Source organism: Mesorhizobium carmichaelinearum (assembly GCF_900199455.1).
In the GTDB taxonomy this organism is placed as follows: Bacteria; Pseudomonadota; Alphaproteobacteria; order Rhizobiales; family Rhizobiaceae; genus Mesorhizobium; species Mesorhizobium carmichaelinearum.
In genome coordinates this window covers 336892-363865 of the sequence record NZ_FZQR01000004.1, presented here as the reverse complement: position 1 = coordinate 363865, position 26974 = coordinate 336892, and the positions used below count along the sequence as shown (strand labels likewise).

Genomic DNA, 26974 nt, shown 5'->3' with positions numbered 1-26974 from the left:
GCAGCGTTACCCCAGCCGCCCCAGCACCGGGAAATTCTCCAGCAGCCAGTAAGACACCGTCTGCACGCCGCCGGTGAGGAAAAATACGCCGGCGACGACCAGAAGCGCACCGATGGCCTTTTCGACGCGGCCGAGATGGACGCGGAATTTGCCGAGGAAGCGCATGAAGGCGCCGGAAAACAGCGCAGCGATCAGAAACGGGATGCCAAGGCCGAGCGAATAGGCGGCGAGTAGCAGCGCGCCCTCGCCCACGGTTTCGCGGCCGCCGGCCAGCGTCAGGATCGGTCCCAGCACCGGACCGATGCAAGGCGTCCAGCCAAAGGCGAAGGCTAGTCCCATGACATAGGCGGCGACGGCACTGGCCGGCTTGCCCTGCGACTGGAAGCGCGCCTCGCGCGACAATAGCGGAATGCGCAGGATGCCGAGGAAATTCAGCCCCATCAGGATGATAAGCACGCCGGCACCCATCGCCAGTTGCTCCTGCCAGACGCGCAGCAGCCGGCCGATGGTCGACGCGCCGGCGCCTAACGCGACGAACACGGTCGAGAAGCCGAGCACGAAGGCGATCGAGGAATAAAGCAGCGCGCCGCGCGTCCCTTCGCGGGCCGTCACGCCCGCATTGCCGCGAAAATCGTCAACGGAGACCCCGGCCATATAGCAGAGATAGGGCGGCACCAGCGGCAGCACGCAAGGCGACAGGAACGAGATGGCTCCCGCCCCGACCGCGCTGACATAGCCGATGTCCAATGCCATTCCAAAACTCCAACTGCTTCGGCCGGATATAGCGACGCCTAGGCATGTCTGCCAATCACCATTGTGTGGAAAGTCATCGCCGCATGCGTAGATCGGGACGAAAGCGCCTGCATGAGACGTTGATATAAAGAGGCCGCGATTTCCCGCGCGTCTCCAAATATCAGCCAGGGAGATTTCCATGAGAACCATAACAATAGGGCTGGCAGCACTTCTGCTCAGCACCGCGGCATCCTTCGCCGCCGAAGCGTGGAAGGAAGCCGATGTCGGAGGCACCAAGATCTACACCGATGCCAAGGGCATGACGCTTTACACCTACGACAAGGACGAGAAGGGCAAGTCGAACTGCTACGACAAATGCGCCGCCAACTGGCTACCGCTGAAGGCCGAGGCCGGCGCGAAGACTTCCGAAGGCTGGACAATCGTCGACCGTACCGACGGCACCAAGATGTGGGCCTATGACGGAAAGCCGCTTTACACCTTCATCAAGGACAAGAAAGCCGGAGATGTGAGCGGTGATGGCGTCGCCGGCGTCTGGCATACCGCCAAAGCCGACTGAACCCTCATGCCATATCCCGCTCGCTGGCGGGATATGGACTGGTCGCCGGACATCCTTCCTCGATCCGGCGGCCAGCTTGTTTGTGAACCGTATCGCCCACGCCTCGGTGCGGCATTGCGGCGAATTCTTCCTCGACTCGATGCAAACATGAAACCGAGCCATTGCAGCCGACTCGAGACCGCCATCTCTCCAAGCCAAAATCTGTGATTTTCTCCATACACTCTAAGAGTGTATTGCTGCGGACAGCTCCGCAATTTGGGCGCTTCCCCTTGACCGGATGCAAAAGCGCGGCCATGTGAGCGACAAATAGAACGAGATTTCGTCGCGCGCAGCGGAATTCTTCTGCCGCACCACAGCTGATATGAGACCTCATGGACGTCGTCGTCGTCGAATCGCCGGCCAAGGCGAAGACAATCAACAAATACCTCGGCAGGAACTACAAGGTTCTGGCCTCGTTCGGCCATGTCCGCGACTTGCCGGCCAAGGACGGCTCGGTGCGTCCGGATGAGGATTTTGCCATGTCCTGGGCGGTCGACACCGCCTCGGGCAAGCGCCTCGCCGACATCGCCAAGGCGGTCAAGGATGCCGACGGCCTGATCCTCGCCACCGACCCGGATCGCGAAGGCGAAGCCATCTCCTGGCACGTGCTGGAAGTGCTGAAGCAGAAGCGCGCATTGAAGGACAAGACCGTCAGCCGCGTCGTCTTCAACGCCATCACCAAGTCGTCGGTGCTGGAAGCGATGGCCAATCCACGCCAGATCGATGCGCCGCTGGTCGATGCCTACCTTGCCCGCCGTGCACTCGACTATCTCGTCGGCTTCACGCTGTCGCCGGTGCTGTGGCGCAAATTGCCCGGCGCCCGCTCGGCCGGCCGCGTCCAGTCCGTGGCGCTGCGCCTGGTCTGCGACCGCGAATCCGAGATCGAACGCTTCATCCGCGAGGAATATTGGCAGATCGCCGCCATCCTCGGCACGCCGCGCAACGAGACGTTCGAAGCGCGGCTGACCGCCTTCGAGCGCAAGAAGCTGCAAAAGCTCGATATTGCCAACAAGGCGCAGGCCGACGACATCAAGGCGATGCTCGAGGGCGCGACCTTCAAGGCGCTATCCGTCGAAGCCAAGCCCACCAAGCGCAATCCCGGCCCGCCCTTCACCACCTCGACACTGCAGCAGGCCGCCTCATCGGGTCTCGGTTTTTCGGCCACCCGCACCATGCAGGTGGCGCAGCGGTTGTATGAAGGCATGGAGATCGGTGGCGAGACCACCGGCCTGATCACCTATATGCGAACCGACGGCGTGCAGATGGCGCCCGAGGCGATCTCGGGTGCCCGCGACGCCATCGCCAAGGAATTCGGCCCGAAATATCTGCCGGAAAAGCCGCGCCAGTACACCGCCAAGGCCAAGAACGCCCAGGAAGCGCACGAGGCCATCCGCCCGACGGATTTCATGCGCACCCCGGCATCGGTGCGGCAATACCTCGATTCCGACCAGATGCGGCTTTATGAGCTGATCTGGAAGCGCGCCATCGCCAGCCAGATGCAGCCGGCCGAGATCGAGCGCACCACCGTCGAGATCGAGGCGGTGAACGGCGCCCGCACCGCCGAGCTTCGCGCCGTCGGTTCGGTCGTTCGCTTCGACGGCTTCATCGCCGCCTACACCGATCAGAAGGACGACGACGCGGAAGACGAGGAAAACCGTCGCCTGCCCGAAATCCGCGCCGGCGAACAGCTTGCCCGCCAGGCGATCAACGCCACCCAGCACACGACCGAGCCGCCGCCGCGCTATTCCGAGGCGACGCTGATCAAGAAGCTGGAAGAGCTCGGCATCGGCCGCCCGTCGACCTATACGGCGATCCTGAAGACACTCGAGGATCGCGACTATGTCACGATCGACAAGCGCCGGCTGGTGCCGCAAGCCAAGGGCCGCCTGTTGTCGGCCTTCCTGGAAAGCTTCTTCGAGCGCTATGTCGAATATGACTTCACCGCATCGCTCGAGGAAAAGCTCGACGAGATCTCCGACGGCAAGCTCGCCTGGAAGGACGTGCTGCGCGATTTCTGGAAGGATTTTTCGGGCGCGGTCGCCGACATCAAGGAACTGCGCGTCACCGACGTCCTCGATGCGCTGAACGAAGAACTGGCGCCGCTGGTTTTCCCGACGCGGGAAGACGGCTCCAACCCGCGCATCTGCCCGAAATGTGGCACCGGCAATCTGTCGCTGAAGCTCGGCAAGTTCGGCGCCTTCGTCGGCTGCTCGAACTATCCGGAATGCTCCTTCACCCGCCAGCTCGGTGACGCCGCCAATCCGAATGGCGAGAATGGCGGTGGCGAGGAGGGCACCAAGGTGCTCGGCAAGGACCCTTATACGGCCGAGGAAATCACGCTGCGCTCAGGCCGCTTCGGCCCCTACCTCCAGCGCGGCGACGGCAAGGAAGCCAAGCGCTCGAGCCTGCCCAAGGGCTGGACGCCTGAATCCATCGACCATGAGAAGGCACTCGCCCTGCTGGCGCTGCCGCGTGATATCGGCAAACATCCTGAAACGGCCAAGATGATCTCGGCCGGGCTCGGCCGCTACGGCCCGTTCGTGCTGCACGACGGCACCTACGCCAATCTCGACAGCATCGAGGATGTGTTCTCGATCGGCCTCAACCGAGCTGTCACGGTGATTGCCGAGAAGCAGTCCAAGGCCAAGGGTGGCCGCAACGGTGGCACGGCGGCTGCGCTCAAGGAACTTGGCGACCATCCCGATGGCGGCGGCAAGATCGTCGTGCGCGACGGCAAATACGGGCCTTACGTCAATTTCGGCAAGGTCAACGCCACGCTGCCCAAGGGCAAGGATCCGCAATCGGTAACCATCGAGGATGCGTTGGCGCTGATTGCCGAGAAGGAAGCCAAGGGCGGCGGCGGCAAGAAGCCGTTCCGCAAGGCGGCAGCGGCCAAAGCGCCGGCAGCCAAGAAAACAGCGGCCAAAAAGCCGGCCGCGAAGAAAAAAGGGTAGGACGGCGTGGCGCGCAGGATCACCGGACGAAGCCACGGCGATCCGCGCACCGCCGACACGAGAGCCAAGGTCAAGGACGACTACAGGCCCTCGCGCGACGAAATCCTGCGCTATATCGCCGAAAATCCCGATCGCGCCGGAAAGCGCGACATCGCCAAGGCCTTCGCGCTGCGCGGCGATGACCGCATCTGGCTGAAGGACATTCTGCGCGACCTGCAGGACGAAGGCGTGCTGACCAAGGAGCGCAAGCGGCTGGCCCGCGTCGGCGCCCTGCCCCATGTCGCTGTGCTCGACATTTTTGGCCGCGACGGCGACGGTGTCCTGCTGGCGCATCCGGCCGAGTCCGTGGGCACGGGCGAGCCACCCGTCGTCTCGATCCGCGTGTCACGCAGCGGCAACGGATCGGCACCGGGCATCGGCGACCGCGTGCTGGCCAAGACCTTTCCGACCGATGATCCGTCCGGCCCCGCCTATACCGGCCGGGTGATGAAGATCTTCGAGAAGCGCACCGATGCCGTTCTCGGCGTCTTCCGCGTGCTGAAGGACGGCACATTCCGCATCGAGCCGGTGGAACGCCGCCAACCCGAACTGATCGTCGACAAGGAATTCCAGAACGGCGCTGAGAATGGCGACTTGGTCGAGGTCGAGCCCGCGCGCGCCTCGCGCTATGGGCTGCCGCGCGCCAAGGTGCTCAACGTGCTGGGTTCGCTGACCAGCGAAAAGGCGGTCTCGATGATCGCCATCCACGCCCACGACATCCCGCACATTTTCCCGGCCGACGTCATCGCCGAATCCGAGACCGTCAAGCCGGCAACGCTTGATCACCGCGAGGACTGGCGCGACCTGCCGCTGGTCACCATCGATCCGGCCGACGCCAAGGACCATGACGACGCCGTCTTCGCCACGCCCGATCTGGACGAGAAAAACCCCGGCGGTGTGATCGCCACCGTCGCCATCGCCGATGTCGCCGCCTATGTCCGCTACGGCACGGCCCTCGACCGCGAAGCCTTGAAGCGCGGCAATTCGGTCTATTTCCCGGACCGCGTCGTGCCGATGCTGCCCGAGCGCATCTCCAACGATCTCTGTTCGCTGCGTGAGGGCCAGGATCGCCCGGCGCTGGCCGTGCGCATGACCTTCTCCGCCGATGGCCACAAGATCCGGCACTCCTTCCATCGCGTGATGATGAAATCCGCTGCGAAGCTCGCCTACCCGCAGGCGCAGGCGGCGATCGACGGTGTGCCCGACGACAAGACCGGCCCGATCCTCGACACTGTGCTGAAACCGCTCTGGGACGCCTATGCGATCCTCAAGCGCGGCCGCGACGGCCGCCAGCCACTCGAACTCGACCTGCCGGAGCGCAAGATCCTGCTCAAGCCGGACGGCACGGTCGATCGCGTCATGGTGCCGGACCGGCTCGACGCCCACAAGCTCATCGAAGAATTCATGATCCAGGCCAATGTTGCCGCCGCCGAGACGCTGGAGGCAAAGAAGCAGGCGCTGGTCTACCGCGTCCACGATGCGCCGTCGCTCGCCAAGCAGGAATCGCTGCGCGAATTCCTACAGACGCTCGGCCTGTCGCTGGCGCGCGGCGCGCAGATGCGGCCCAGCCAGTTCAACGGCATTCTGGAGCGCGTGCGCGGCGCCGACAATGAGGCGCTGGTCAACGAGGTGGTGCTGCGCTCGCAGAGCCAGGCCGAATATTCGCCTGGGAATATCGGCCATTTCGGCCTCAACCTCAGGCGCTACGCCCATTTTACCTCGCCGATCCGGCGTTACGCCGACCTGATCGTGCATCGCGGGCTTATTGCCGCACTTGGCCTCGGCCCGGGGGGACTGACGCAGGACGAAGCAGCTCGGCTCGAAGACGTTGCGATACTGATCTCCGGCACGGAACGGCGTGCCATGGCGGCCGAGCGCGATACGGTCGACCGGCTTATATCAGCCTATCTCGCCGAGCGCATCGACGACCGCTTCGACGCCCGCATCTCCGGCGTCACCAAATCAGGACTATTTGTCCAATTGCCGCAATATGGCGCTGATGGCTTCATCCCTGTGTCAACTCTGGGCGGCGATTACTATATATACGACGAAACGGCTCGCTCCCTGTTCGGAGAACGCTCGGGCAAAGGCTACCAGCTCGCGGACCATGTCGAGGTTCGGCTCGTCGAGGTGGCACCAATGGCCGGCGCGATGCGCTTCGAGATGTTGACCGACCCGAAGCCCCTGCCAGGCTCCAGTAAGTCGTTTCACAAGGCCAAGGGCCGCGCCCGTGCGTCGCAATCGCGACCTGGTTCGCGCGGCAGGAGACGATGATGCCAAAAGAATTAGGGATACAAGAACAGGTTTTCGGCGGCGAACATCACACGGGCCGGGTTGCCCGCCCCTTGTGGACGGCGATGAAGCGCGGCCTGTTGGGCCGCTGCCCGAACTGCGGCGAAGGCAAGCTGTTCCGCGGCTTCACCAAGACTGTCGAGACCTGCAGCGTCTGTGGCGAGGAGATCCATCACCATCGCGCCGACGACCTGCCGGCCTATCTGGTCATCGTCATCGTCGGCCACATCGTTCTCGGTGCCTTCATGGGCGTCGAAGCGACGTCGACCTTGTCCACCTGGCAGCACATCCTCATCTGGGTGCCCTTGACCATCGTCTTGTCGGTTGCCCTGCTGCAGCCTGTCAAAGGCGCCGTCATCGGACTGCAATGGGCGTTCTATATGCACGGATTCGGTGGCGAAAAGGATGGGGCGGAGTCTCACCACGGCGCCTAAGCGCTACTGGCGCAATATACCGACCGTGAAAGGCCACTTTCGTTTGCAAGAAGTTTCCGCTAGGTCCAGCGCATGGAAGCAATGACCAAGGCGGATGTCGACAAGCTCGACAAGGGTCTTGCCGCACATGGCGGCCGGCCCCTGCGTCCGCGTGATGCCGCGACCCTGATCCTGCTCGACCGCAAGGACGATGAGGTGCTGGTGCTGATGGGCCGCCGCCACGCCGGCCACGCCTTCATGCCCGGAAAATTCGTGTTTCCCGGTGGCCGTACCGATCCGGCCGACAGCCGCATCGCGACCGCCACCGCATTGCATCGCGACGAGGAAGCCAAGCTGCTTGCAGGTCCCGGCCGCACCAGTGCCGCGCGAGCCCGCGCCGTCGCCTTGTCCGCAATCCGCGAGACCTATGAGGAAGCCGGTCTGCTGATCGGCCAGAAGGCCGCCTTCGCGACCGACAAGCGCGACTGGCAAGGTTTTGTCGAACACGGCGTAAGGCCTTCGCTCGAAACGCTGCGCTTCATCGCGCGCGCCATCACTCCGCCCAACCGGGTCCGCCGCTTCGACACCCGTTTCTTCAGCGCCTGGCGCAGCGATGTCGCCGTCGAACTGCCGGGTGGTGGCCCGACCAACGAACTCGAGGAACTGGTCTGGCTGCCGCTTGCCAAGGCCCGGGAAGCCGATATACCCGACATCACCCGAATGATCCTGGACGAGCTGGAAAAGCGCCTTGCCGGTGATCCACTGCTGCGTCCGGGTGGCCCCGTCCCCTTCTACCGACTTGTCCGCAACCGCTTCACCCGCGAACTTCTGTAGAGCAATTCCAGGAAAGTGTGACGCGGTTTTCCGCCCGGAATTGCGTAAGATCAAAGAGACAGAGTATTCAGCATCCCATGACGGTCGATACCCAACCACAGGGCGACGAACGCGTACACTGGCTGCCAATGGTGGCGGCGATTTCGTCGATCAGCGTCGTCGGCATCGCCATTGGCCTCGGCATGCCGCTGCTCAGCGTCATCCTGGAAACGCGCGGCCACTCGGCTTCGATGATCGGCCTCAACACCGCCGTCGCCGGTCTGGCCTCGATTGCCGGTGCGCCGCTGGCGACGCCGCTCGCCATGCGCTTTGGCGTCGCCTGGACCATGATCGCGATGATCGCCACCGGCGCGCTAGCCTTTGTCGGCTTCCATTTCGCGCCTGACTTCTGGATGTGGTTCCCGCTGCGCATCGTGCTGCATATCGCGTTGACGGTGCTGTTCATCCTGTCGGAATTCTGGATCAGTACCTCGGCACCGCCACATCGCCGCGGCCTTGTCCTAGGCATCTACGCCACCGTCCTGTCGCTTGGTTTTGCCGCCGGACCGTGGCTGTTCGCGCATCTCGGCAGCTCAGGTTTCAGGCCGTTCGGCGTCATCATTGGATTGGTGACGCTGGCCGCGATACCGGTGTTGGCGGCGCGCAACGAAAGCCCGAGCATTGTAGCCGATGGCGAAACCAGCAATTTCCTGCGCTACATCTGGCTGGTGCCGACCGCGACTTTTGCCGTGCTGGTGTTCGGCGCGGTCGAGACCGGCGGCTTCGCGCTGTTCCCCGTCTATGGCAACCGCATCGGCTATTCCGAAGCCGACGCGGCACTGTTGCTGACCATGATCGGCCTTGGCAATGTGCTCCTGCAGATCCCGATCGGCATGATCAGCGACCGCGTTTCGGACCGGCGCTATCTGCTGCTCGCCTGCGCCACGGTTGGCCTTGCCGGCACGCTGTTCATGCCCTTCTTTGCCGCGAACTGGCACTTGATGGCAGCGCTTCTATTCGTCTGGGGCGGTGTCGTCGCGGCCATGTACACGATCGGCCTCGCCCATCTCGGTTCGCAGCTCTCCGGCCACGAACTGGCGTCGGCCAATGCAGCCTTCGTGCTGTGTTACGGCGTCGGCATGGTGCTTGGCCCACAGGCCATCGGCATCGGCATGGACAGTTTCGGGCCTTCCGGCTTCGGCTGGTCACTCGGGCTGTTCTTCGCCGCCTACATGGCGCTGGTTGGCGTCAGGCTCGTCCGCAAGATTCTCCTTTGACCCTTTGACAAGCGACCGCTGCTGACAGAACCGTGTCAGGAGCCTCAGGGTAAAAGAGTGTCCCCAAACATCGGACGTTGAGGACACTCCCATGATCGACAGTGGCTTTGAAACCACATCCCTGCGAATGACGCTCCTGCTGCTTGTGACCTTCCAGGCCCCGGCCGCGGATGTCGACCGCATCATGGACGCGGTGGTTGCAATCGCCCCGCTGGTCATGGGCAAGTATGACCGCAACGCCTATCAGTCGGCACACGGCATCGAGCGCTACAGGCCGCTCGAAGGGGCTGCGGCCGGCGCCGAAGCCGAATTGCGCCGCCGCCCGGGCACGGTCGAGGTTTCCTTCGAATTGCCCGACGACCAGGCGTTGGCTGCCCGCGTCGTCGAAGCGATTTTCCAGGCGCACTCCTATCAGGAGCCGGTGATCCGCATCCAGCCGATCCTCGCCAGCCGCTCCAAGGGGCTCGACGACCGCGCCAATCCGAATCGCTGGTGGAACACGACCGGAGACTGGAAGAAGGTTGCGGTGCCCGAGGCGGAAACCGCCTGATTTATGCGTAATGGACAGCCCGGGCGGGCTACATCGGGTCCGCCGGGCTTGACTTTCCGGGCACGTTCTTTATGTGTCGCGCCAAGTTTCCCGCGTCCGGGTGTTTTCCCGTGCTCCAGCGGCCAAAACCCCACGAACATAACGGACTGATATCATGGCCAAAGCCGCAAACATCAAGATCAAGCTTCTGTCGACCGCCGACACCGGTTTCTTCTACGTGACCAGCAAGAACAGCCGTACCAAGACCGACAAGCTGTCGTTCCGCAAGTACGACCCGGTCGCCAAGAAGCACGTCGAATTCAAGGAAACCAAGATCAAGTAATCTGGGTTTTCCCTCTGCAAACAAAACGCCGCCCATCGGGCGGCGTTTTTGTTTGCAAGGCTGAGGCTGCTGGCTGGGTCCCCCCGGCATGTGCTGAATTTCCCTCAGCCGATGCGGTCACCGCTCTTCGGATCGAACAGATGCAGCGACGCCGGATCGGCCGCCAGCCGCACCGTATCGCCAGGCTTCACGCCGGCGCGGCCCATGGCGAAGACGCAGAGCTGCTGGTTGGCCAGTTTGACGTAGAACTGCGTTGAAAGCCCGAGCGGCTCCACAACCACCACCTCGCCCTCCAGCACACCGTCATCGGCCAGCCTGATATGCTCGGGCCGCAGGCCGATGGTGATCGCGTCGCCGTCCTTGAGCGGCAAGCCATCCGGCAGCCGCAGCTTCTGGCCATCGGCCAGCACGGCATCCGACTTCCCGTCCTTGCGAACCGTCGCCGGCAAAAAGTTCATGCCCGGTGAGCCGATGAAGCCGGCGACGAACATGTTGGCCGGCCGGTCATAGAGATCGAGCGGCGCGCCGACCTGCTGGATCAGCCCGTCATGCATGACGACGATTCGGTCGGCCATGGTCATCGCCTCGATCTGGTCGTGGGTGACGTAGACCGAGGTGGTCTTCAACTGCTGGTGCAGCGCCTTGATCTCGGCGCGCATATGGACACGCAGCTTGGCGTCGAGGTTCGACAGCGGCTCGTCGAACAGAAAAACCTTGGGATCGCGCACGATGGCGCGGCCCATGGCGACGCGCTGGCGCTGACCACCGGACAGCTGCCGCGGCAGGCGTTGCAGGTAGGTGTCCAGGCCCAGCCGCTTGGCCGCACCGTCAACCCTGGCGTCGATCGTCGTCTTCTCCGCCTTCTTCAACAGCAGGCTGAAGCCCATGTTCTTCGACACGTCCATATGCGGATAGAGCGCGTAGGACTGGAACACCATGGCGATGTCGCGGTCCTTTGGTGCGACGTCATTGACCAGCCGCTCGCCAATCCGGATCTCGCCACCGGAAGCTTCCTCCAGCCCCGCGATCATGCGCAAAAGCGTGGACTTGCCGCAGCCGGACGGGCCGACCAGGACGACGAATTCGCCATCGGCGATTTCAAGGTCGACCGCATGCAGGACACGGACGGCGCCATAATCCTTGCGGACCTTATCGAGCGTAACAGAAGCCATCGATCTATCCTTTGACGGCGCCGGCGGTCAGGCCGGTGACGAGATAGCGTTGCAGGAAAGCGAAGAAGATGCAGACGGGGATCAGCGCCAGGATGGACGCCGCCATCATCTGCCCCCAATCGACGGCGAATTTGCCGATGAAGGTGAGCAGGCCGACGGCAAAGGTCTTCTGGTCGTCGCTGGAGATCAGCATCAGCGCGAACAAAAGCTCGCTCCAGGCGGCGGTGAAGACGAAGCCAAGCGTCGCACCCATGCCGGGCAGCGTCAGCGGCACGATCACCTTGCGCATCGCCTGCGCACGCGTGCAGCCGTCGATCATGGCCGCCTCTTCAAGATCCTTGGGAATGCCGTCGAAGAAGGACTGCATCAGGAAGGTGGCAAAGGCGGTGTTGAAGGCGGTGTAGATGATGATCAGCCCGGTCAGGCTGTTGATCAGACCGATCTGACCCATGACGCGGTAGATCGGCGGAATGACCATCACCAGCGGAAACGTCTGGGTCAAAAGCAGCATCAAGGCCAGTGCCGCCTTGCCACGAAAGGTGAACCGCGACATGGCGTAGCCGGCGAGTGTGGCGATGACGGTCACCAATGCCGCCGTCGACACCGAGACGATGACGCTGTTGAGGAAATAGCGCGGGAAATCGGTGGCCTCGAGCACGGTGATGAAGTTCTGCAACGTCATGTGCGACGGCCAGAAGGTGATGCCTTCGGAATAGAGCAGCCGCTCCGGCGTCACCGAGATCTTCAGCGTCCAGTAGATCGGGAACAGGGCGAAGACCACATAGGCGGCGATTGCCGCGTAGAGGCCGATACCGCCGAAAAATCGTTGTGAGGCTGAGCGTCCCGCGATCATCAGACGTGCCTCACCAGGGAGCGGCGGATGGCGATCAGCGCGATCGCATAGGCGATCAGCAGGACGAGCAGCAGCACGGCCACCGCCGAGGCATAGCCCTTGTCCAGCGACTTGAAGGCGCTGACATAGATGTAGACCGGCACTGTGTTGGTCGAGCCGGCCGGCCCGCCCTCGGTCATGACGAAGATCAGGTCGGCAAAGGTGGCGATCCAGATGGTGCGCAGCATCACGGTAATCGCAATGGTCGGCGCCAGGAACGGCAGCGTCACCTTGGTGAAGCGCTGCCAGGGCGAAGCGCCATCGATCGCCGCCGCCTCGTGCAGTTCCGACGGGATAGACTTCAGCGCCGCCAGCAGCGTGATGGCGAAGAAGGGAATGCCGAACCAGACATTGGCAATGATCGGCCCCCACATGGCGGTTGCCGGATCAGAGAGCACATTGGTCGGCTCCGCCTTCAGCCCCAGCGCGAACAGCCAATGCGGCAGCGGCCCGACGATCGGGTTGAACAGCCAGGCCCAGGTCAGGCCCGACAGGAAGGACGGCACTGCCCAGGGCAGGAACACCAGCGCCTGCACCACCTTGCGGCCCCAGAACGGCTTGTCGAGCAGCAGCGCCAGGCCAAGGCCGAGGAAGAACTGGAAGAACAGGCTGGCGACCGTCCACCACAGCGTGTTGACCAGCGCCTGCCCCAGCACCTGATCCGACAGCATTGCCTGATACTGGCCGAGCCCGACATATTCCGACTTGAAGGCCGAGAATTTGCGGAAGGAGTAGCTGATGCCGATCACCAGCGGCACCAAAAGCACCACGACCAGCAGGATGATCGCCGGGCTGAGATAGAGCCAGGGCTCGATAGCGGCGTGCGACAGCCGCTTTCGTCGCGGCTTGCCGGCGGATCGGATTTCGGACACGGCGTAGGTCATGGATTTGGCTCTACGGTGGGGGATGGGCGCCGGAAGGCAAAACAGCGTCCTTCTCCCCGTTCAACGGGGTGAAGATGCCGGCAGGCAGATGAGGGGCGGCGCGTACTCACGAAAGTATGGCGCCGCCCCTCATCCGTCCCTTCGGGACACCTTCTCCCCGTAAACGGGGAGAAGGAAGAAGTTGCGCCTACTTCTTGTTCTTCGCCAGCCAGTCCTGCTGCTCCTTGGTCAGGAAGGCAGCCCATGCGTCGGCTGCTTCCTTGGCCGTCTTCTGGCCAAGCAGCACTTCCTGGAAGTTTTTGATCGCCACCTGGTCGACGAAATTGCCGAGGTTTTCGAGATGCGTCGGCGGCGTCACCATTTCATATTTGGAGCTGTCGCTGAGCTCCGTGAACCAGCCCTTGAACTGTTCGGTCTTGAAATGGGCATCCTGGTCGGCGCCATTGTGGATCGGGACGACCCCGACTTCCTTGGCCCATTCCAGATTGTCCTTTGGCGACAGCAGCGTCGCCATCAGCTTCCAGGCATCGTCCTTGTGCTGCGAGTTGGCGAACATCGCCCAGCCGGCATAACCCAGCGTCGGATAGGATTTTCCGCTCGGTCCAACCGGCAGCGGCGCCACGGCGAAGTCGTCTGCGCTCATCTTGTCGGCGATGCCGAGCAGCGCGTCCGGATCCTGATTGAGCATGGCGCAGGTGCCGGAATAGAAACCGGTGACGGTCTCGTTGAAGCCCCAGCTCACCGCATCCTTCGGCGCCAGGCCGTTCTTGTACATGTCGGCCAGCATCTGCAGGCCCTTGACCGAGCCCTCGTCGTTGATGGTCGATGTGCCGTCCTCGTTGAAGTAACCGCCCTTGCCGGCGGCGATGTTCATGAACATATGCATGCCGTTGAACGCACCGGGGCCGCCTCGCAGGCAGTAGCCGTATTTGCCTGGAATGGCGGAGATCTTCTTGGAGTCGGCGACGAACTCGTCAAGCGTCGCCGGCGGGCCGTCGAGACCGGCCTGCTTGAACAGCTTCTTGTTCCAGAACAGCGCGTTCACATAGTAGCCGTAAGGGATCATGTACTGTGTGTTGTTGACCGTCGAGCCGAACTGCTTGGCACGGTCGCCCAGCGTCTTGGCGTCGTCCCATTTGGCCATATAGGGGCCGAGATCCTCGAGCTGGGCATTGTTGGCATAAAGGCCCATCCAGCGTTCCGGCATCTCGACGACGTCGGGCGTGTCGCCGGCCTGCACCATGGTGAGGAACTTTTCGAAGGCCTGGCCCCAGGGCAGCGAGACCAGTTCGACCTTGACGCCGGGATTGGCCGCCTCGAACTCGGCGATCTGCTTCTTCAGGAATTCAGTGCGCGGCGGGCTGGTGATGACTTCGACCATTTTCAGGGTCGAGTCGGCCAGCGCGCTCCCGGCGGAAATCGCCAGCCCCGCGACGGTGGCAAGCATGACGGTCAGTTTTTTCATGTTCAAGACTCCCATTTTGAACCCGCTTGTTATTTTCTGGCTTTTTCGAAGGCCTGGGCGACGTCGGTCCAGAGGTCTTCGACACTTTCCAATCCGACATTGAAGCGGATGGTTCGGGGGCTGACGCCGAAGCGCGCCATCGAATTCAGTCCCGGCGTCTGCTCCAGCGACGCCTTGGCCGGCACGACCAGGCTCTCATGCCCGCCCCAGCTGACGCCGATGCGGAAATATTTCAGCGCATCGACGAAGACGGGGATGTCGATATCGTCCGTCACCTCGAAGGAGAACAGGCCGGCATAGCCGGCCAGCGTCGCCTTGCCCGGATGGTTCGAATAGACGGGATGGTTGACGCGCTCGACATGGGCATGTGCCTTCAGCCGCTCCGCGATGGTGAGCCCGCTCTTCATGTGATGCGGCAAGCGCAGCGGCAGCGTCCGCAAGCCGCGCAACAGCAGCCATGCCTCGAACGGCGACAGCTTGCCGCCGAGATAGGAATAGGTCTGCTCGTTGATGTGCTTGACATGCGCCGCCGAGCCCGCGACCACGCCGGCGACCGTGTCGCTGTGGCCGCCGAGATATTTCGACGCCGAATGCAGCACCAGGTCGACGCCATGGCTGATCGGCTTCTGGAACACCGGCGAAGCCCAGGAATTGTCGATCGTGGTTATGATGCCTTGCTCTTTCGCCAGCCGAGCCAGATGTGCGATGTCCTGGAGTTCGAACATCATCGAGGTCGGGCTTTCCAGGTAAAGCAGCTTGGCACCGGGAAGTGCCGCCGCCACCGCATCCGGATCGGAGCCGTCGACATAGTCGACCTTGATGTTGAGCCGCGGCAAAAGCCGCTCGAACAGCCGGTAGGCATCGCCATAGCAATTGCGCACCGCGACGATGCGCTCGCCGGCGCCGACGAAGGCAAGCACGGTGGCGCTGATCGCCGCCATGCCGCTGGAAAAGCCGCGCGCGGCCTCCGCACCCTCGAGTGCGGCAACGCGCGCCTCGAACTCCATCACCGTCGGATTGTCGCCGCGCGAATAGATCGGCTGCTTTCGTTTGCCGGCAAAGGTATCCGCCATTTCGGCATAGTTGGCGAAGGTGAACAGCGATGTCTGGTAGATCGGCGGCACCACCGCGCCACCCGGGAACGGCTCGTCATGCGCCAGAAGCGTCGCCGCCTCGGCAAGATAATCGTGTTCGAAGCCGGTCGGATGCTCGTTCATGTCTGGCTCGGAAGTTTGAGTTTGGCCGCACCGCGCTTCAGATCGTCCTCGACGGTGGCGATCAGCTTGAGCGCCTCGGCGCGGGCGCCTTGCGGGTCGCGTGCGGCGATGCATTGGTAGATGGTGCGATGGTAGGGAAAGCTGGCGTGGCCAAAGTCACGCACGCCGAGCGGATGCTCCCAGAAGCGATGGAACAGTTCGTGCATGGCGGCGATGATCTGTTCGAACAGCGGATTGCCAGAGACCCGATAGATCGCCTGGTGGAACTCCCAGTCCTCTTCCGACGACATGCCATCGCGGGTGCGGAACGCCTGCTCCATGATGTCGAGCTTGCGCTCGATCTCGGCAATGTCCGCCGGGCTGGCGCGTTCGGCGCAAAGGGCCGCCGCCTCCGCCTCCAGCGCGCGGCGGATTTCAAGCGTATGCATCAGGCTGGTGAAGTCGTTGCCGCCGGCCAACGTCAGCGGCATGTGCAGCATGTCGGGTGACACGGCCGCCTTGAGGTAGGTGCCGCTGCCTTGCCGGCGCTCGACCAGGCCAAGTCCCTCCCACCGCGTCAGCGCCTCGCGCACCGTGTTGCGGCTGACCTTCAGCCGCTCGGCCAGGATGCGCTCGGTCGGCAGCCGCTCGCCGGGCTGCAGGGCCTCGGCGCGAACAAAGCCCACCAACGCCTTCAGAACGGCGTCATCGCGCGCCGTCGTCTGAATGGGTGGCAGGCTGTTCTGGTCCACGCTCCCTCCAAGTGGTCCAATGGTCCAACCAATTTCTGCACGGACGGAGAGACGTGTCAACAGCTGAAAGCAAGGATGGGCTGAATGGCGCGCCACGGCGCCGTTCAGCCCATCGGGTTCAAGCGTGGCTTCGCGCCGGGGTGACGGCTGCGCGCGTGGCGCGCCAGCGCGCGAACATGTCCTCGCGAATCTGCCTCGAACCCGCAAGCCGCTTCTTTGCTTCCGCCAGCACGGCAGGCAAAGCCTGTGCGGGCGTGCCCGATTGGAACGGAGGAGCCGGGGCATATTCGAGCGAGAGCTGCACCGTTTCGGCCTCGGCCTGACCGAGAAGCCTGGCAACCAGGGCGAGGCCGAAATCGATCCCCGAGGTGACGCCGCCGGCGGTTATCAGGTTTCCGTCCTCGACAATGCGCTCGTCGACTGGAATGGCGCCGAACTCTTCAAGGAAATCATGCGCGTACCAATGCGTCGTCGCCCGCTTGCCTTTAAGCAGGCCGGCGGCACCGAGCACCAGGGCGCCGCTGCACACCGATGTTATGTAGCGTGCCTGCGCAGCGCGCTCCCGCACGAAATCGAGGACGGCCTGGTCCTCCAGCAGCGGGTTGACGCCGCCTCCACCCGGAATGCACAGCACATCGAGAGGCGGGCAATCGTCGAAGGTCGCCGTTGGGTTGAGCGACAGCCGCGTCGACGACATCACCGGATTGCGATCCTTCCAGATCAGTTCCACCTCGGCGCCCTTTGCCGATGCCAGGACTTCATAAGGGCCGGTGAGGTCGAGCTGCTGGACATTGGGGAAGACGAGGATCCCGAAGCGAAGGGTCATGGAACTCTCCATAGGTTGACTCCAGCCAATCTAAGGCATCATGCTTTGGCACGATCGCCAATCACCCCTCGTTTCAAGCCAAATCGCCATGCGCCATATCGAAATACTTGCCTATCCCGACATCCAGCTCCTCGATGTCAGCGGGCCGCTTCAGGTTTTCGCCAGCGCCAACGACTTCAGGACGCAGGCCGGTGAACCAGCTCCCTACGAGGTCGCGGTCGTCGCCGCCTCCCCGCGGATCAGAACGTCCGCCGGCCTCGTGCTGGAGACCGCGGCGCTGCCGCCGCATAGGTCGAGGATCGACACGCTGATCGTGCCTGGCGGATGGGGTGTCAACGCGGCCTGCGAGGATCCCGAACTGATCCAATGGATAATCGGCCGCTCGCGCGACGCCACGCGAACAGCGTCCGTGTGCAGTGGCGCCATGCTTCTGGCGACGGCAGGACTGCTCGACGGCCGGCGTGCGGTTACCCACTGGGGACGCTGCGCCGAGTTCGCGCGGCGCTTTCCAGCGGTCCGCCTCGAACCCGACCCGATCTTCATCCGCGACGGCAATGTCTGGACGTCCGCAGGCGTGACGGCGGGCATAGATCTCGCCCTTTCCTTCGTCGAGGCCGACCTTGGCCGGCGCGTGGCGCTTGCGGTGGCGCGCGAGCTGGTGGTCTTCCTGAAACGACCCGGTGGCCAGGCGCAGTTCAGCCAGACGCTCAAGCTGCAGCAAGGCGACGAACGCTTCGACCGGCTGCATGGCTGGATTCAGGACAATCTGGACGGCGACCTTTCGCTGCCGAACCTGGCCGAGCGCGCCAATATGAGCCCGCGCAGTTTCTCCAGGCACTATCGGGAGGCAACGGGCCGCACACCTGCGCGCGCGATCGAGGAGATCCGGATCGAGGCGGCGCGACAGATGCTGGAACGAGGCCAGGCCGTCAACCAGACGGCCCGCCGCTGCGGCTTCGGATCGGAAGAGACGATGCGGCGCGGCTTTCTGCGCGTCCTCGGCACAAACCCGCGCGATTATCGCGAACGCTTCTAAAGCGTGTCGCTAACGCGCGGCAGGCGGCCCGAACCAGGTGGTCAGCGCGTCGGTCAGTCCCTGTTGGGTTCCGACCCCAACCCAGGCCACATAGCCATCGGGCCGGATCAGCACGGCGGCCGGCGCGGCGACCGTCCCGAGAACCGGTAGCTCCCAGGTGCCATCATATCCAGCCTCGATCTGTCGGACCCGATCCGCCCAAGGCGCCATATCCAGCCTGCCTGGTTCACCGAGGTTGAGAAGCACCGGTCGGGCGTCGCGCAGCAAGCTGAAGGCCCGCACTGGACCGTTGGCCGTGGCCAGGTCGAGGTCGGGCATTCGCCGCCCAAGCAGTGGATGTCCCTCGCCGAGGTCGTACTGGATGCCCAGACCGGACATCTCCGCGTCGATCCGTTTGCGCGGCTCATCCATGCCGAGCAGCTCGGTAAAGATGTCGCCCAAGGCCTTGGTGCTGGCATCCATGCGACGAAGCGCAACCTGTGCCATCGCGTTGCGCAGCACGCGAGCGGCGATCGGATAGCGCTCGGCGTGATAGCTGTCGAGCAGGCTTTCCGGTGATGTCCGCTTGACCACCTGGGCCAGCTTCCATCCCAGATTGACCGCGTCCTGCACGCCGATATTGAGCCCCTGCCCGCCCATCGGAGGATGGATATGGGCGGCGTCGCCGGCCAGCAGGACACGTCTGTCGCGGTAAGCGGCAGCCTGCCGTGTCATGTCGGTGAAGCGGGAGAGCCAGGTTGGACTGTGGGCCCCGAAATCGGTGCCATAGACAGCGACAAGCGCCTCCCCGAGGTCGTCCAGCGTCGGTTCGCCGCCAATGGTCAGTTGCCTCTCGGTCAGCACGACACCCACCCGGCTGTCCTCGATCTTGCCTATCGCATGAATTCCGTGGACGTCGCTGCGAAAGCCCAATGCCGGTTCCCTAGACATTTCGACCTCGGCGATCATCCAGCTCATCGTCGGGTCCCATCCGGCGAACTCGATGCCCGCCGCCTTGCGGATCGTGCTGCGCCCTCCGTCGCAGCCGACGAGATATTGCGCCCTCAACCGTCGGCCGCCGGACAGATCCAGGTCGACACCGTCATCATGCTGCGTGAAGTCAGTGACGTCCTGTCCGCGATAGACCGGCACCCCCAACTCGTTGATCCACTCGGCCAATGTCCGTTCGATATGGTTTTGCCGCAGCGCCAGCAGATAATTGTGCCGGCTGGGAAAGTCGCTGATATCCAAACGGATCATGTGAAAGCCGACGGTTTGGAAGCGCTGCCCCAGCGAGAGGAACCGGTCGGCAATTCCGCGCTGATCGAGAATTTCGATGGTGCGTGCGTGCAGGCCACCCGCGCGCAAGCCGATTAACTGCTGGTCCGGGCGCCGCTCGACAATGGCGACGTCGATGCCCGCCAGAGCGAGTTCGCCGGCCAGCATCAATCCTGTCGGACCAGCCCCCGCGATCACCACTGCATGATCAAAAATCATTAATCGTCACTCCCGTTTCGCGCCTGATCTGCGTGGGTTTTACGGGAGGAGCTGGGTCTTGCCGCAAGCCCCTTGTGCGCCATATGTACGAAATGGAAGGGGTGCTCTCCTGCGCGGATCGCTTTGAACGGCCGACAGCCGTGGATCGAAGACGGGAGCCCGGATTGCCTGCAGGCAAAAAATCAGAGTCCTTCGTGCCTTGGCACGAAGTTCTGATGTTGTGTTTGGAAGAAGGGGGCCGGTCGGCGTTTGGCAGCGGTACGAGGAGGCCACTATGTGCCAGCGCCGGCCGGCCGACCCCACGGACCCAGGAGATGCGGCGGACCTGAGCATCATGGGGTATTTCTAGGGATCGAGCCGGCTATGTATCCTCGTGCCGGCTTCGTCTTGGCCTGCACATTTGCGCAAGAGCTTATGAAAATCAACAGTTTCTTAACCAAGGCTCGCGAATCGCTTGGATTAAGGTAAATGGCTAACCTTGTTGGATTGACCGTACAATCGGCCGCAGGCGGCTACGCCGCCTTCGCAACCACACGGTTGCGGCCGCCGCTCTTGGCTTCATAAAGCGCGAGATCGGCGCGCTTCATCAGCGCCGCCACCGTATCCACGCCTTTCAGCACCGACGACACGCCGACGCTGACGGTGACCTCGATCGTCTTGCCGTCGGCGCCGATGGCGAAAGGCTTCTGGGCGATTTCGGCGCGGATGCGTTCGGCCACTTTCTCGGCCACGGCGCCATCGGTGTCCGGCATGACTACGACGAACTCCTCGCCGCCGAACCGGCAGGCAAGGTCGATACCCCTGACATTCTTGCGCAGCCGCCGCGCGAATTCCCGCAGCACCTCGTCGCCGCCATCATGGCCATGCGCGTCATTGATCGACTTGAAGCGGTCGAGATCGGTGATCATCACCGACAGCGGCCGGCGCCGCGCCACGGCGCGGTCGAACAGCGTCTGCAGATGGCTGTCGAGATAGCGGCGGTTGTGCAGTCCGGTCAGGCCGTCGGTCACCGCCATTTCGATGGTCTGGGTGACACTGGCGCGCAATTGGTCGTTGTAGCGCTTGCGGCGCACCTGGGTGCGCAGCCGCGCCGTCAGCTCCTGCTGGTCGATCGGCCGCATCAGATAGTCGTTGATGCCGAGTTCGAGGCCGCGGATGATGCGCTCCTCCTCGCCCTCCTCCGCCAAGAGGATGATCGGCACGAAACGCGTGCGGTCAAGCGAGCGCAACTGCGAGCAGAGTCTCAGCGGATCGAAATCGGCGAAGGCCGTCGAGATCATCACGCATTCATAGGATGTCTCGGCCGCCTGGAAGAACCCGGCATGCGGATCGCCGTTGACATCAAGATCGGCGCGGTCGCGCAGCATTTTCTGGATGCGCTCGACCGACGATTTGCGCTCGTCGATCAAAAGCACTTTCGGAATCGTGTCCTCGGACGCGAAATTGCGGCTGAGCAGTTCCTCGATGCCGATGTTGCGCGTCGTCGAGGCACGCAGCCTGAGTTCGTCGGTCAGCGACTTCAGCCGGACCAGGCTCTTGACGCGCGTCATCAGTTGCAGGTCGTTGACCGGCTTGGTCAGGAAATCGTCGGCGCCGGCTTCCAGCCCGCGCACGCGGTCGGACACCTGGTCGAGCGCGGTGATCATCACCACCGGAATATGCGACGTCGCCGGATCGCTCTTCAGCCTGCGGCAGACCTCGAACCCGTCCATGTCGGGCATCATGACGTCGAGCAGCACGACATCGACCTTGCCGTTCTCGCAGGTCTCGATCGCGTCGGGCCCGTTGGTGGCGGTCAGCACCTCGAAATATTCGGCCAGCAGCCGAACCTCCAGCAGCCTCACATTGGCAGGGATGTCGTCGACGACGAGGATCCGCGCGGTCATTTCACAAGGCTCCGGCTCGGCTGGAATGGCACATCAGGCATCGCCCAGATAAGATTTGATGGTTTCGATGAAACGCGGCACCGAGATCGGCTTCGAAATATAGGCTTCGCAGCCGCCCTGGCGGATGCGCTCCTCGTCGCCCTTCATGGCGAAGGCGGTCACCGCGATGACCGGGATGACATGCAGATCGTCGTCTTCCTTTAGCCATTTGGTCACTTCCAGGCCCGACACTTCGGGCAGTTGGATGTCCATCAGGATGAGATCCGGCCGGTGCTGGCGCGCCAGGTCGAGCGCCTCGAGCCCGTTGCGGGTGCGCACCGTCTCGTAGCCGCTTGCTTCGATGAGGTCCCGAAAGAGCTTCATATTGAGCTCATTGTCCTCGACGATCATGACCTTCTTAGGCATCGACATCCCGTCCCGGCCGTCCCTCCGCTCGAAGGTGACCGTCATGCGCCCCTGGTTGAACGCACCAAACCCTGCTTCACTATACGGCAATATGATTGACGAAACGGAAACCTTCGGGCTGCAAAGCAGCCCGAATTCCACCTCGCCTGCCTGCGCGTCCAAACGGCGCGCCGCGCTGTAAAGGCTTGCCGCAAGCAACTCTTGCCATTACTGCGGAAGAGACTCATTCCACATACCGAAGGTAGTGATGGCAAACGCGGCGTCAATGCGCGAAGAGGCGGAAACCCTTGCCGTGAAGGCGCTGGGCTTCGTCGCCTCCGATCCGGAGCTGTTGCCGCGCTTTCTGGCGATCACCGGAATAGAGGCGCATTCGATCCGCAAGGCCGCCGGCGAGCCGGGTTTTTTGGCCGGCGTGCTGCAGTTCATCCTCGCCCACGAGCCGACCCTGATGCGCTTTGCCGAGGAGACCGGCACGCCGCCCGCCGCCGTCGGCAAGGCGTTGCGCGCCCTGCCGCTCGGCGACGACAACCATGAGCATTCCATATGAGCGATGATCCGGAGACCGCGCGCCAGATCGAGGAACTTTCGGCCGACGACCGGCCGCTGCTGGTGCTCGACGTCGACGACGTCGTGCTCGAATTCATCCGCCCCTTCCCGCATTTCCTGAAATCGCGCGGCTACGGCCTGACGCTGGCGTCCTTCCGGCTGACCGGCAACATTGCCGAAACGGCCAGCGGCCGGCTGATCGAACAGCCCGAAGTCACGGCACTCCTGGGCGATTTTTTCGACGCGCAAGCCGATTGGCAAAGCATCACCGACGGCGCCGCGGAAGCGCTGGCAAGGCTTGGCGACCGCGCGGAAATCATCTTGCTGACAGCCATGCCGCACCGTCATCGCGCCGTGCGTCGTGCCCATCTCGATGCGCTGAGTCTCACCTATCCGCTGCTGACCACCGAAATGGCCAAGGGACCGGCCGTGGCCAGGCTGCGCGGCAAGAGCGGCCGGCCGGTAGTCTTCGTCGACGATCAGCCGCACAATCTGGCATCGGTGCGGGAGAAGGTCGCCGACGCCAATCTTTTCCACCTGATGGCCGACAATTCGCTGCGGGCGTTCCTGCCGGCAGTTCTGGACGATGTCATCGTCGTCCAGGACTGGCACGAAGCCGCGCCGAAGATCGCGGGCGCGCTGGGGCTCTAAAGCAATTCCAGGAAAAGTGTGAAACGGTTTTCCCGGGAAAAGCGCGTAGCGCTTTCCCTTGGGAATTGCGTCAAAACAAGAGTCTAGAGCCGAACCCTCAAGGATTCAGCTTCGCCCCTGCCCCGCCATTGTCGCCGCCGCCACTATTAGCGCCGCCGCCACTATTAGCGCCGCCGCCACTGTTGGCGCCACCAGCGTTGTCACCGCCGCTGCTATCGTCCGCGCCGTCACCATCGTCGACGCTGTCGTCCACCGCCGGATCGGCGGGCTTCAGCATGACGCCATTGACGGTGACCGAGCCGTCGGACTTGGTGCTGACAGCCCATTCCAGCCGGCCGTCCGGCAGCGTCTTGGCAAAACCCTTGGCCATGAGGGCGACAGGCACGTATTGCCCCAGCTCCGGCTCTGCTTTTGCCGCCTCCTGCAGATGCGCCATGATCTTGTCGAAGCCGGCGACATCGACCGTGAGATTGGCGTCGGGCTTCTGGCCGAAGCTCGTCATCTCGCCTTCCAGCGCGATCTCCATATCCTTGTTCTTCACGGTGCTATGGCCGATGACGACTTTCGGCGCCTTGGCCAGGAAGTCGGCCTTGAGCTGGTCGCCGAACTCAGGCGACAGCGGCGGATCCTGATTGAGATCAAAGGCTTCGATCGCCTTCTTCGCCATGCTGTCGAGATCGATATTGGCGCCGCCGAAGTTGAGGTCGATATCGGTGGGCAGCAGCGCCACGCTCCAGCTCGGCAAAAGCTGCTGCGGTACGGTCAGCCCCGATGCCTTGATGCCGTAGGTGACCTTGCCGCTCTGGGAAACGCCGTCGCTGCCGAACGCGGTGCTGAGCTGCGTCGCCCCGAAAGTGCCGATCGGGCTGTCGACCGCGAAATCCTTGAAGCCATAGGTGCCGTCGATGCGTTCCCACACCGGAAGCGCGGCGCGCAGAAGCGACTTCAGCTGTGCCTGGTTTGCCTTCAGCGTCTTCTCGTCCTCATTGGCCACGGCAAATGCCAAGAGGTCGAGCAGCGGCCTCGTCTGCACGCCCTTGCCGCTGGCTTCCACCGACAATTCCGGCGACTTCACGGTGATCGGAAAATTCAACCCGTTCTCGGGATCATTCAATTTTATCGTTTCGACGAAATTCGAAATCTTCTGCGACGTGGTGAAATCGACGCCGCCATTGGCAGCCTTGGTGGCGGCAATGGTCGCACTGCCCGCGCCAGCGCTGGCCTCCATCTGCTGCTTGGCCTCCTTCGATGCAATCGTCATGCCGGCCATCGAGCTGGCGCCGCTCATGAAGGCCGCCAGACTGGGGTCATAGACACCGGAACCCTTGCCATCCTTGATCGAGAACTGCGTGCTCTGCAGCCCCTCGGGTCCGTTGAACTCGAAGGATCCGCCTTGCGAAAAATCCATCGAGACATCCCAGGTCCCATCGCTGCGCGGCTTGACCAGCAAGGCGTAGGGCGCGAAGTCGAATTTCACCTGTCCCTGCGAGGGAAAGGTCGCGGCAAGCGCCTGGAGATCGAACGCGATCTTGTAGGCGTCGCCTTCGACCGAAACCTTCAGAATGCCCTTGTCGAGCGCCTGTTTGCCGACATAGCGGGACAGGTCATCGGACAATTGCTTCGCGCCCTTGTTGTCGACGGTCTGGCCGAAAGCGGGCGCGCAGAACAGAAGCGCGGTAAAGGCAACTGGCAGCATACGGTTCACGGCAATTCTCCGTTGGGTCGAAAGGCAAAAAATCGTTTCGTACTTCTGGTAGGGAAATACCATCACAACTGCAAGATGATGACAGTCAGGCAATCGGCTTCAACACCAGCCGCATCAGCGGCCGGCCCGCCTTGCGTTCGACAAGCCGCTCGAAACCGGCCTTCTCGAACACGCCCGACGAGCCGACGAACAGACCGATCGAGCGCGAATCGCGCGACAGGTCGATCGGGCAGGCCTCGACAAGCCGTGCCCCGTTGCTGCGAGCGAAATCGATGCCGCCCTCGACGAGGCGATGGGTGATACCCCGCCCCCGCGCCTTGGCGCGGATGAAAAAGCAGGAGATCGCCCAGACGGCCGGATCGGAAGCGTCGGCGGGATCGATCGGCGCCGAGCCCCTGCCCTTGTTGTTCCATTCGGGCACGTCGGCGCGTGGCCCGATCTGCATCCAGCCGACCGCCTTGCCATCCTCGAAGGCCAGCAGGCCGGGCGGCGGGCCGGCTTCGATGCGCGCCTTGATATGGTCCTTGTTGCGCTCGCGGCTGCTCTCGCGCCGCGCCGCCGGCGCCAGTCGGAAATGCGTGCACCAGCAGCCGTAGCAGGCGCCCTGCTTGCCGAAAAGGTCCTCGAAATCAGGCCAGAGCTCAGGCGCCAGCGGCGCTATGGTCGTGCTCATACGGTTCTCCCCAGGCCAAGCTTGTCGCTGGCCCTGCACTGTCGTACCATTGCCTCTGTTCTCTTTATGTTCGCAGTGATGGCGGCCCCTGTCAACAATCCCGATCACGGTTTTTGCCGTGACTGCCTGACGTTTCAGCGCAGTGAAACGCGCCGCTGCGAGCGCTGCGGCAGCCCTCGCCTTGCCCGCCATCCTGAGCTTTACCGGCTGCATCTGGCCCATATCGATTGCGACGCATTCTACGCGGCGATCGAAAAGCGCGACAACCCGGCACTCAAGGACAAGCCGCTGATTATTGGCGGCGGCAAACGCGGCGTCGTTTCCACCGCATGCTACATCGCCCGCATCCGGGGCGTGCGCTCCGCCATGCCGATGTTCAAGGCGCTCGAGGCCTGCCCCGAGGCGGTCGTGATCCCGCCCAACATGGAAAAATATGTGCGTGTCGGCCGCGAAGTGCGTGCCATGATGCAGGCGCTGACGCCACTGGTTGAGCCGCTGTCGATCGACGAGGCGTTTCTCGACCTCGCCGGCACCGAACGCCTGCATGGCCTGCCGCCGGCCGTAGTGCTGGCGCGTTTCGCGCTGGCCGTCGAGAAGGAGATCGGCATCACCGTTTCGGCCGGCCTCTCCTATTGCAAATTCCTCGCCAAGATCGCGTCGGACTTCCGCAAGCCGCGCGGCTTCTCGGTGATTGGCGAAGCCGAGGCGATCGGCTTCCTGGCTGACCAACCGGTGACGATGATCTGGGGCGTCGGCAAGGCGTTCAACGCCACGCTGGAACGCGACGGCATCCGCACCATCGGCCAGTTGCAGACGATGGAGCGCGGCGATCTGATGCGCCGCTATGGCACAATGGGTGATCGGCTCTACCGGCTTTCGCGCGGTGAGGACGTCCGCCGCGTCGACCCCGACCAGGACGCCAAGAGCGTATCGGCCGAAACCACTTTCGACACCGACATCGCATCGCTGGAGGAACTGGTGTCGGTGTTGAGGGGCCTTTCGGAAAAGGTCTCGGCCCGGCTGAAAAAATCTGGCATTGCCGGGCGGACCGTGGTGCTGAAGCTGAAGACCCAGGATTTCAAGCTGCGCACGCGCAACCGCCAGCTCGGCGACCCGACCAGGCTCGCGGACCGCATCTTTCAGACCGGCGTGGAGCTGCTCCGCAAGGAAACCGACGGTACGAAATTCCGGTTGCTCGGCATTGGCGTCAGCGACCTCTCGGACGACGACAAGGCCGACCCGCCGGACCTGGTCGACGTCCAATCGCGCAAGCGCGCCATGGCCGAAGGCGCCATCGACGCGCTGCGCGACAAGTTCGGCCGCAAGGCGGTGGAAACCGGCTATACGTTCGGCAGGGGCCGCGATGCCCACCCCCCGGAGCCGCTGGAGGACTGAGCGCGG

At 63.3% G+C, this 26974-nt stretch carries 25 protein-coding genes; 12 read left to right on the top strand and 13 right to left on the bottom strand.

All coding sequences use genetic code 11. The features are described 5' to 3' along the window. Positions 1-6: 6 nt before the first annotated feature. Positions 7-753, bottom strand: a complete 747-nt coding sequence (locus tag CKW40_RS11610) for a cytochrome c biogenesis CcdA family protein (protein ID WP_095200029.1) — start codon at positions 751-753, stop codon at positions 7-9. Between the two features lie 178 nt (positions 754-931). Between CKW40_RS11610 and CKW40_RS11605 the strand changes: the two genes are divergently transcribed. From CKW40_RS11605 to rpmG, 8 genes are all read left to right on the top strand, one after another. Continuing rightward, positions 932-1309: a COG4315 family predicted lipoprotein gene (locus CKW40_RS11605; protein ID WP_095200028.1), complete on the top strand. Its 378-nt coding sequence runs from the start codon at positions 932-934 to the stop codon at positions 1307-1309. 371 nt (positions 1310-1680) lie between these two features. Continuing rightward, on the top strand, positions 1681-4302 hold the full coding sequence (topA, locus tag CKW40_RS11600; RefSeq protein WP_095200027.1) for a type I DNA topoisomerase: 2622 nt from the start codon (positions 1681-1683) through the stop codon (positions 4300-4302). A gap of 6 nt (positions 4303-4308) precedes the next feature. After that, entirely contained in the window at positions 4309-6615 is a 2307-nt protein-coding gene (rnr, locus tag CKW40_RS11595; protein WP_095200026.1) for a ribonuclease R, read from the top strand. Continuing rightward, positions 6615-7067 carry a DUF983 domain-containing protein gene (locus tag CKW40_RS11590; protein ID WP_095200300.1) on the top strand — a complete coding sequence of 151 codons (453 nt, stop codon included), beginning with the start codon at positions 6615-6617 and terminating at the stop codon, positions 7065-7067. Before rnr ends, CKW40_RS11590 begins: the two co-directional genes overlap by 1 nt. A gap of 72 nt (positions 7068-7139) precedes the next feature. After that, positions 7140-7880, top strand: coding sequence for an NUDIX hydrolase (locus tag CKW40_RS11585; protein ID WP_095200025.1), 741 nt, complete (start codon positions 7140-7142; stop codon positions 7878-7880). Between the two features lie 77 nt (positions 7881-7957). Next, positions 7958-9136 (top strand): MFS transporter, encoded by a 1179-nt coding sequence (locus tag CKW40_RS11580; protein ID WP_095200024.1) that lies wholly within the window; start codon positions 7958-7960, stop codon positions 9134-9136. A gap of 91 nt (positions 9137-9227) precedes the next feature. Continuing rightward, complete coding sequence (locus tag CKW40_RS11575; RefSeq protein ID WP_095200023.1) at positions 9228-9686, top strand: YqfO family protein; 459 nt, start codon at positions 9228-9230, stop codon at positions 9684-9686. A 154-nt stretch (positions 9687-9840) separates the two neighbouring features. Next, positions 9841-10008, top strand: coding sequence for a 50S ribosomal protein L33 (rpmG, locus tag CKW40_RS11570; protein WP_006201775.1), 168 nt, complete (start codon positions 9841-9843; stop codon positions 10006-10008). 104 nt (positions 10009-10112) lie between these two features. On the opposite strand, the gene CKW40_RS11565 is transcribed toward rpmG, so the two are convergent. The 7 genes from CKW40_RS11565 to CKW40_RS11535 all read right to left on the bottom strand — a co-directional run bounded on the left by CKW40_RS11565 (position 10113) and on the right by CKW40_RS11535 (position 17195). Beyond that, a complete protein-coding gene (locus CKW40_RS11565) occupies positions 10113-11180 on the bottom strand; it encodes an ABC transporter ATP-binding protein (RefSeq protein WP_095200022.1) in 1068 nt (355 codons plus the stop codon). A gap of 4 nt (positions 11181-11184) precedes the next feature. Beyond that, positions 11185-12033 (bottom strand): carbohydrate ABC transporter permease, encoded by an 849-nt coding sequence (locus CKW40_RS11560; RefSeq protein ID WP_095200021.1) that lies wholly within the window; start codon positions 12031-12033, stop codon positions 11185-11187. Next, a complete protein-coding gene (locus tag CKW40_RS11555; RefSeq protein ID WP_095200020.1) occupies positions 12033-12956 on the bottom strand; it encodes a carbohydrate ABC transporter permease in 924 nt (307 codons plus the stop codon). Before CKW40_RS11555 ends, CKW40_RS11560 begins: the two co-directional genes overlap by 1 nt. A 187-nt stretch (positions 12957-13143) precedes the next feature. After that, complete coding sequence (locus tag CKW40_RS11550) at positions 13144-14421, bottom strand: ABC transporter substrate-binding protein (RefSeq protein ID WP_095200299.1); 1278 nt, start codon at positions 14419-14421, stop codon at positions 13144-13146. 29 nt (positions 14422-14450) lie between these two features. Beyond that, entirely contained in the window at positions 14451-15638 is a 1188-nt protein-coding gene (locus CKW40_RS11545) for a PLP-dependent transferase (RefSeq protein WP_095200019.1), read from the bottom strand. Further along, positions 15635-16369, bottom strand: coding sequence for a FadR/GntR family transcriptional regulator (locus tag CKW40_RS11540; protein WP_095200018.1), 735 nt, complete (start codon positions 16367-16369; stop codon positions 15635-15637). The genes CKW40_RS11545 and CKW40_RS11540 overlap by 4 nt, the downstream gene beginning before the upstream one ends. A 118-nt stretch (positions 16370-16487) precedes the next feature. Next, on the bottom strand, positions 16488-17195 hold the full coding sequence (locus CKW40_RS11535) for a DJ-1/PfpI family protein (protein ID WP_095200298.1): 708 nt from the start codon (positions 17193-17195) through the stop codon (positions 16488-16490). 88 nt (positions 17196-17283) lie between these two features. Here CKW40_RS11535 and CKW40_RS11530 point away from each other — a divergent pair, with 88 nt between their 5' ends. Then, positions 17284-18231 (top strand): GlxA family transcriptional regulator, encoded by a 948-nt coding sequence (locus CKW40_RS11530; RefSeq protein ID WP_095200017.1) that lies wholly within the window; start codon positions 17284-17286, stop codon positions 18229-18231. 9 nt (positions 18232-18240) lie between these two features. Here CKW40_RS11530 and CKW40_RS11525 read toward each other — a convergent pair whose 3' ends face one another. From CKW40_RS11525 to CKW40_RS11510, 3 genes are all read right to left on the bottom strand, one after another. Further along, entirely contained in the window at positions 18241-19707 is a 1467-nt protein-coding gene (locus CKW40_RS11525) for an FAD-dependent monooxygenase (protein WP_095200016.1), read from the bottom strand. A gap of 512 nt (positions 19708-20219) precedes the next feature. Beyond that, positions 20220-21593: a PleD family two-component system response regulator gene (locus tag CKW40_RS11515; RefSeq protein WP_095200015.1), complete on the bottom strand. Its 1374-nt coding sequence runs from the start codon at positions 21591-21593 to the stop codon at positions 20220-20222. Positions 21594-21626: 33 nt separating this feature from the next. Beyond that, the gene (locus tag CKW40_RS11510; RefSeq protein ID WP_006334976.1) at positions 21627-21998 is read right to left on the bottom strand and encodes a response regulator; all 372 of its coding nucleotides are present in this window, start codon (positions 21996-21998) and stop codon (positions 21627-21629) included. A gap of 247 nt (positions 21999-22245) precedes the next feature. Between CKW40_RS11510 and CKW40_RS11505 the strand changes: the two genes are divergently transcribed. Then, positions 22246-22545 (top strand): DUF3572 domain-containing protein, encoded by a 300-nt coding sequence (locus CKW40_RS11505; RefSeq protein ID WP_095200014.1) that lies wholly within the window; start codon positions 22246-22248, stop codon positions 22543-22545. Continuing rightward, entirely contained in the window at positions 22542-23195 is a 654-nt protein-coding gene (locus CKW40_RS11500; protein WP_095200013.1) for a hypothetical protein, read from the top strand. Before CKW40_RS11505 ends, CKW40_RS11500 begins: the two co-directional genes overlap by 4 nt. Positions 23196-23292: 97 nt before the next feature. Here the strand turns inward: CKW40_RS11500 and CKW40_RS11495 are convergent, their stop codons facing one another. Both CKW40_RS11495 and CKW40_RS11490 read right to left on the bottom strand, forming a co-directional pair. Beyond that, entirely contained in the window at positions 23293-24900 is a 1608-nt protein-coding gene (locus CKW40_RS11495; RefSeq protein ID WP_439330978.1) for a hypothetical protein, read from the bottom strand. An 85-nt stretch (positions 24901-24985) separates the two neighbouring features. Further along, positions 24986-25573 carry a GNAT family N-acetyltransferase gene (locus tag CKW40_RS11490; RefSeq protein WP_095200011.1) on the bottom strand — a complete coding sequence of 196 codons (588 nt, stop codon included), beginning with the start codon at positions 25571-25573 and terminating at the stop codon, positions 24986-24988. A gap of 66 nt (positions 25574-25639) precedes the next feature. On the opposite strand from CKW40_RS11490, the gene CKW40_RS11485 reads away from it, so the two are divergent. Beyond that, positions 25640-26968, top strand: coding sequence for a DNA polymerase IV (locus CKW40_RS11485; protein WP_095200010.1), 1329 nt, complete (start codon positions 25640-25642; stop codon positions 26966-26968). The last annotated feature ends 6 nt before the right edge of the window (positions 26969-26974 follow it).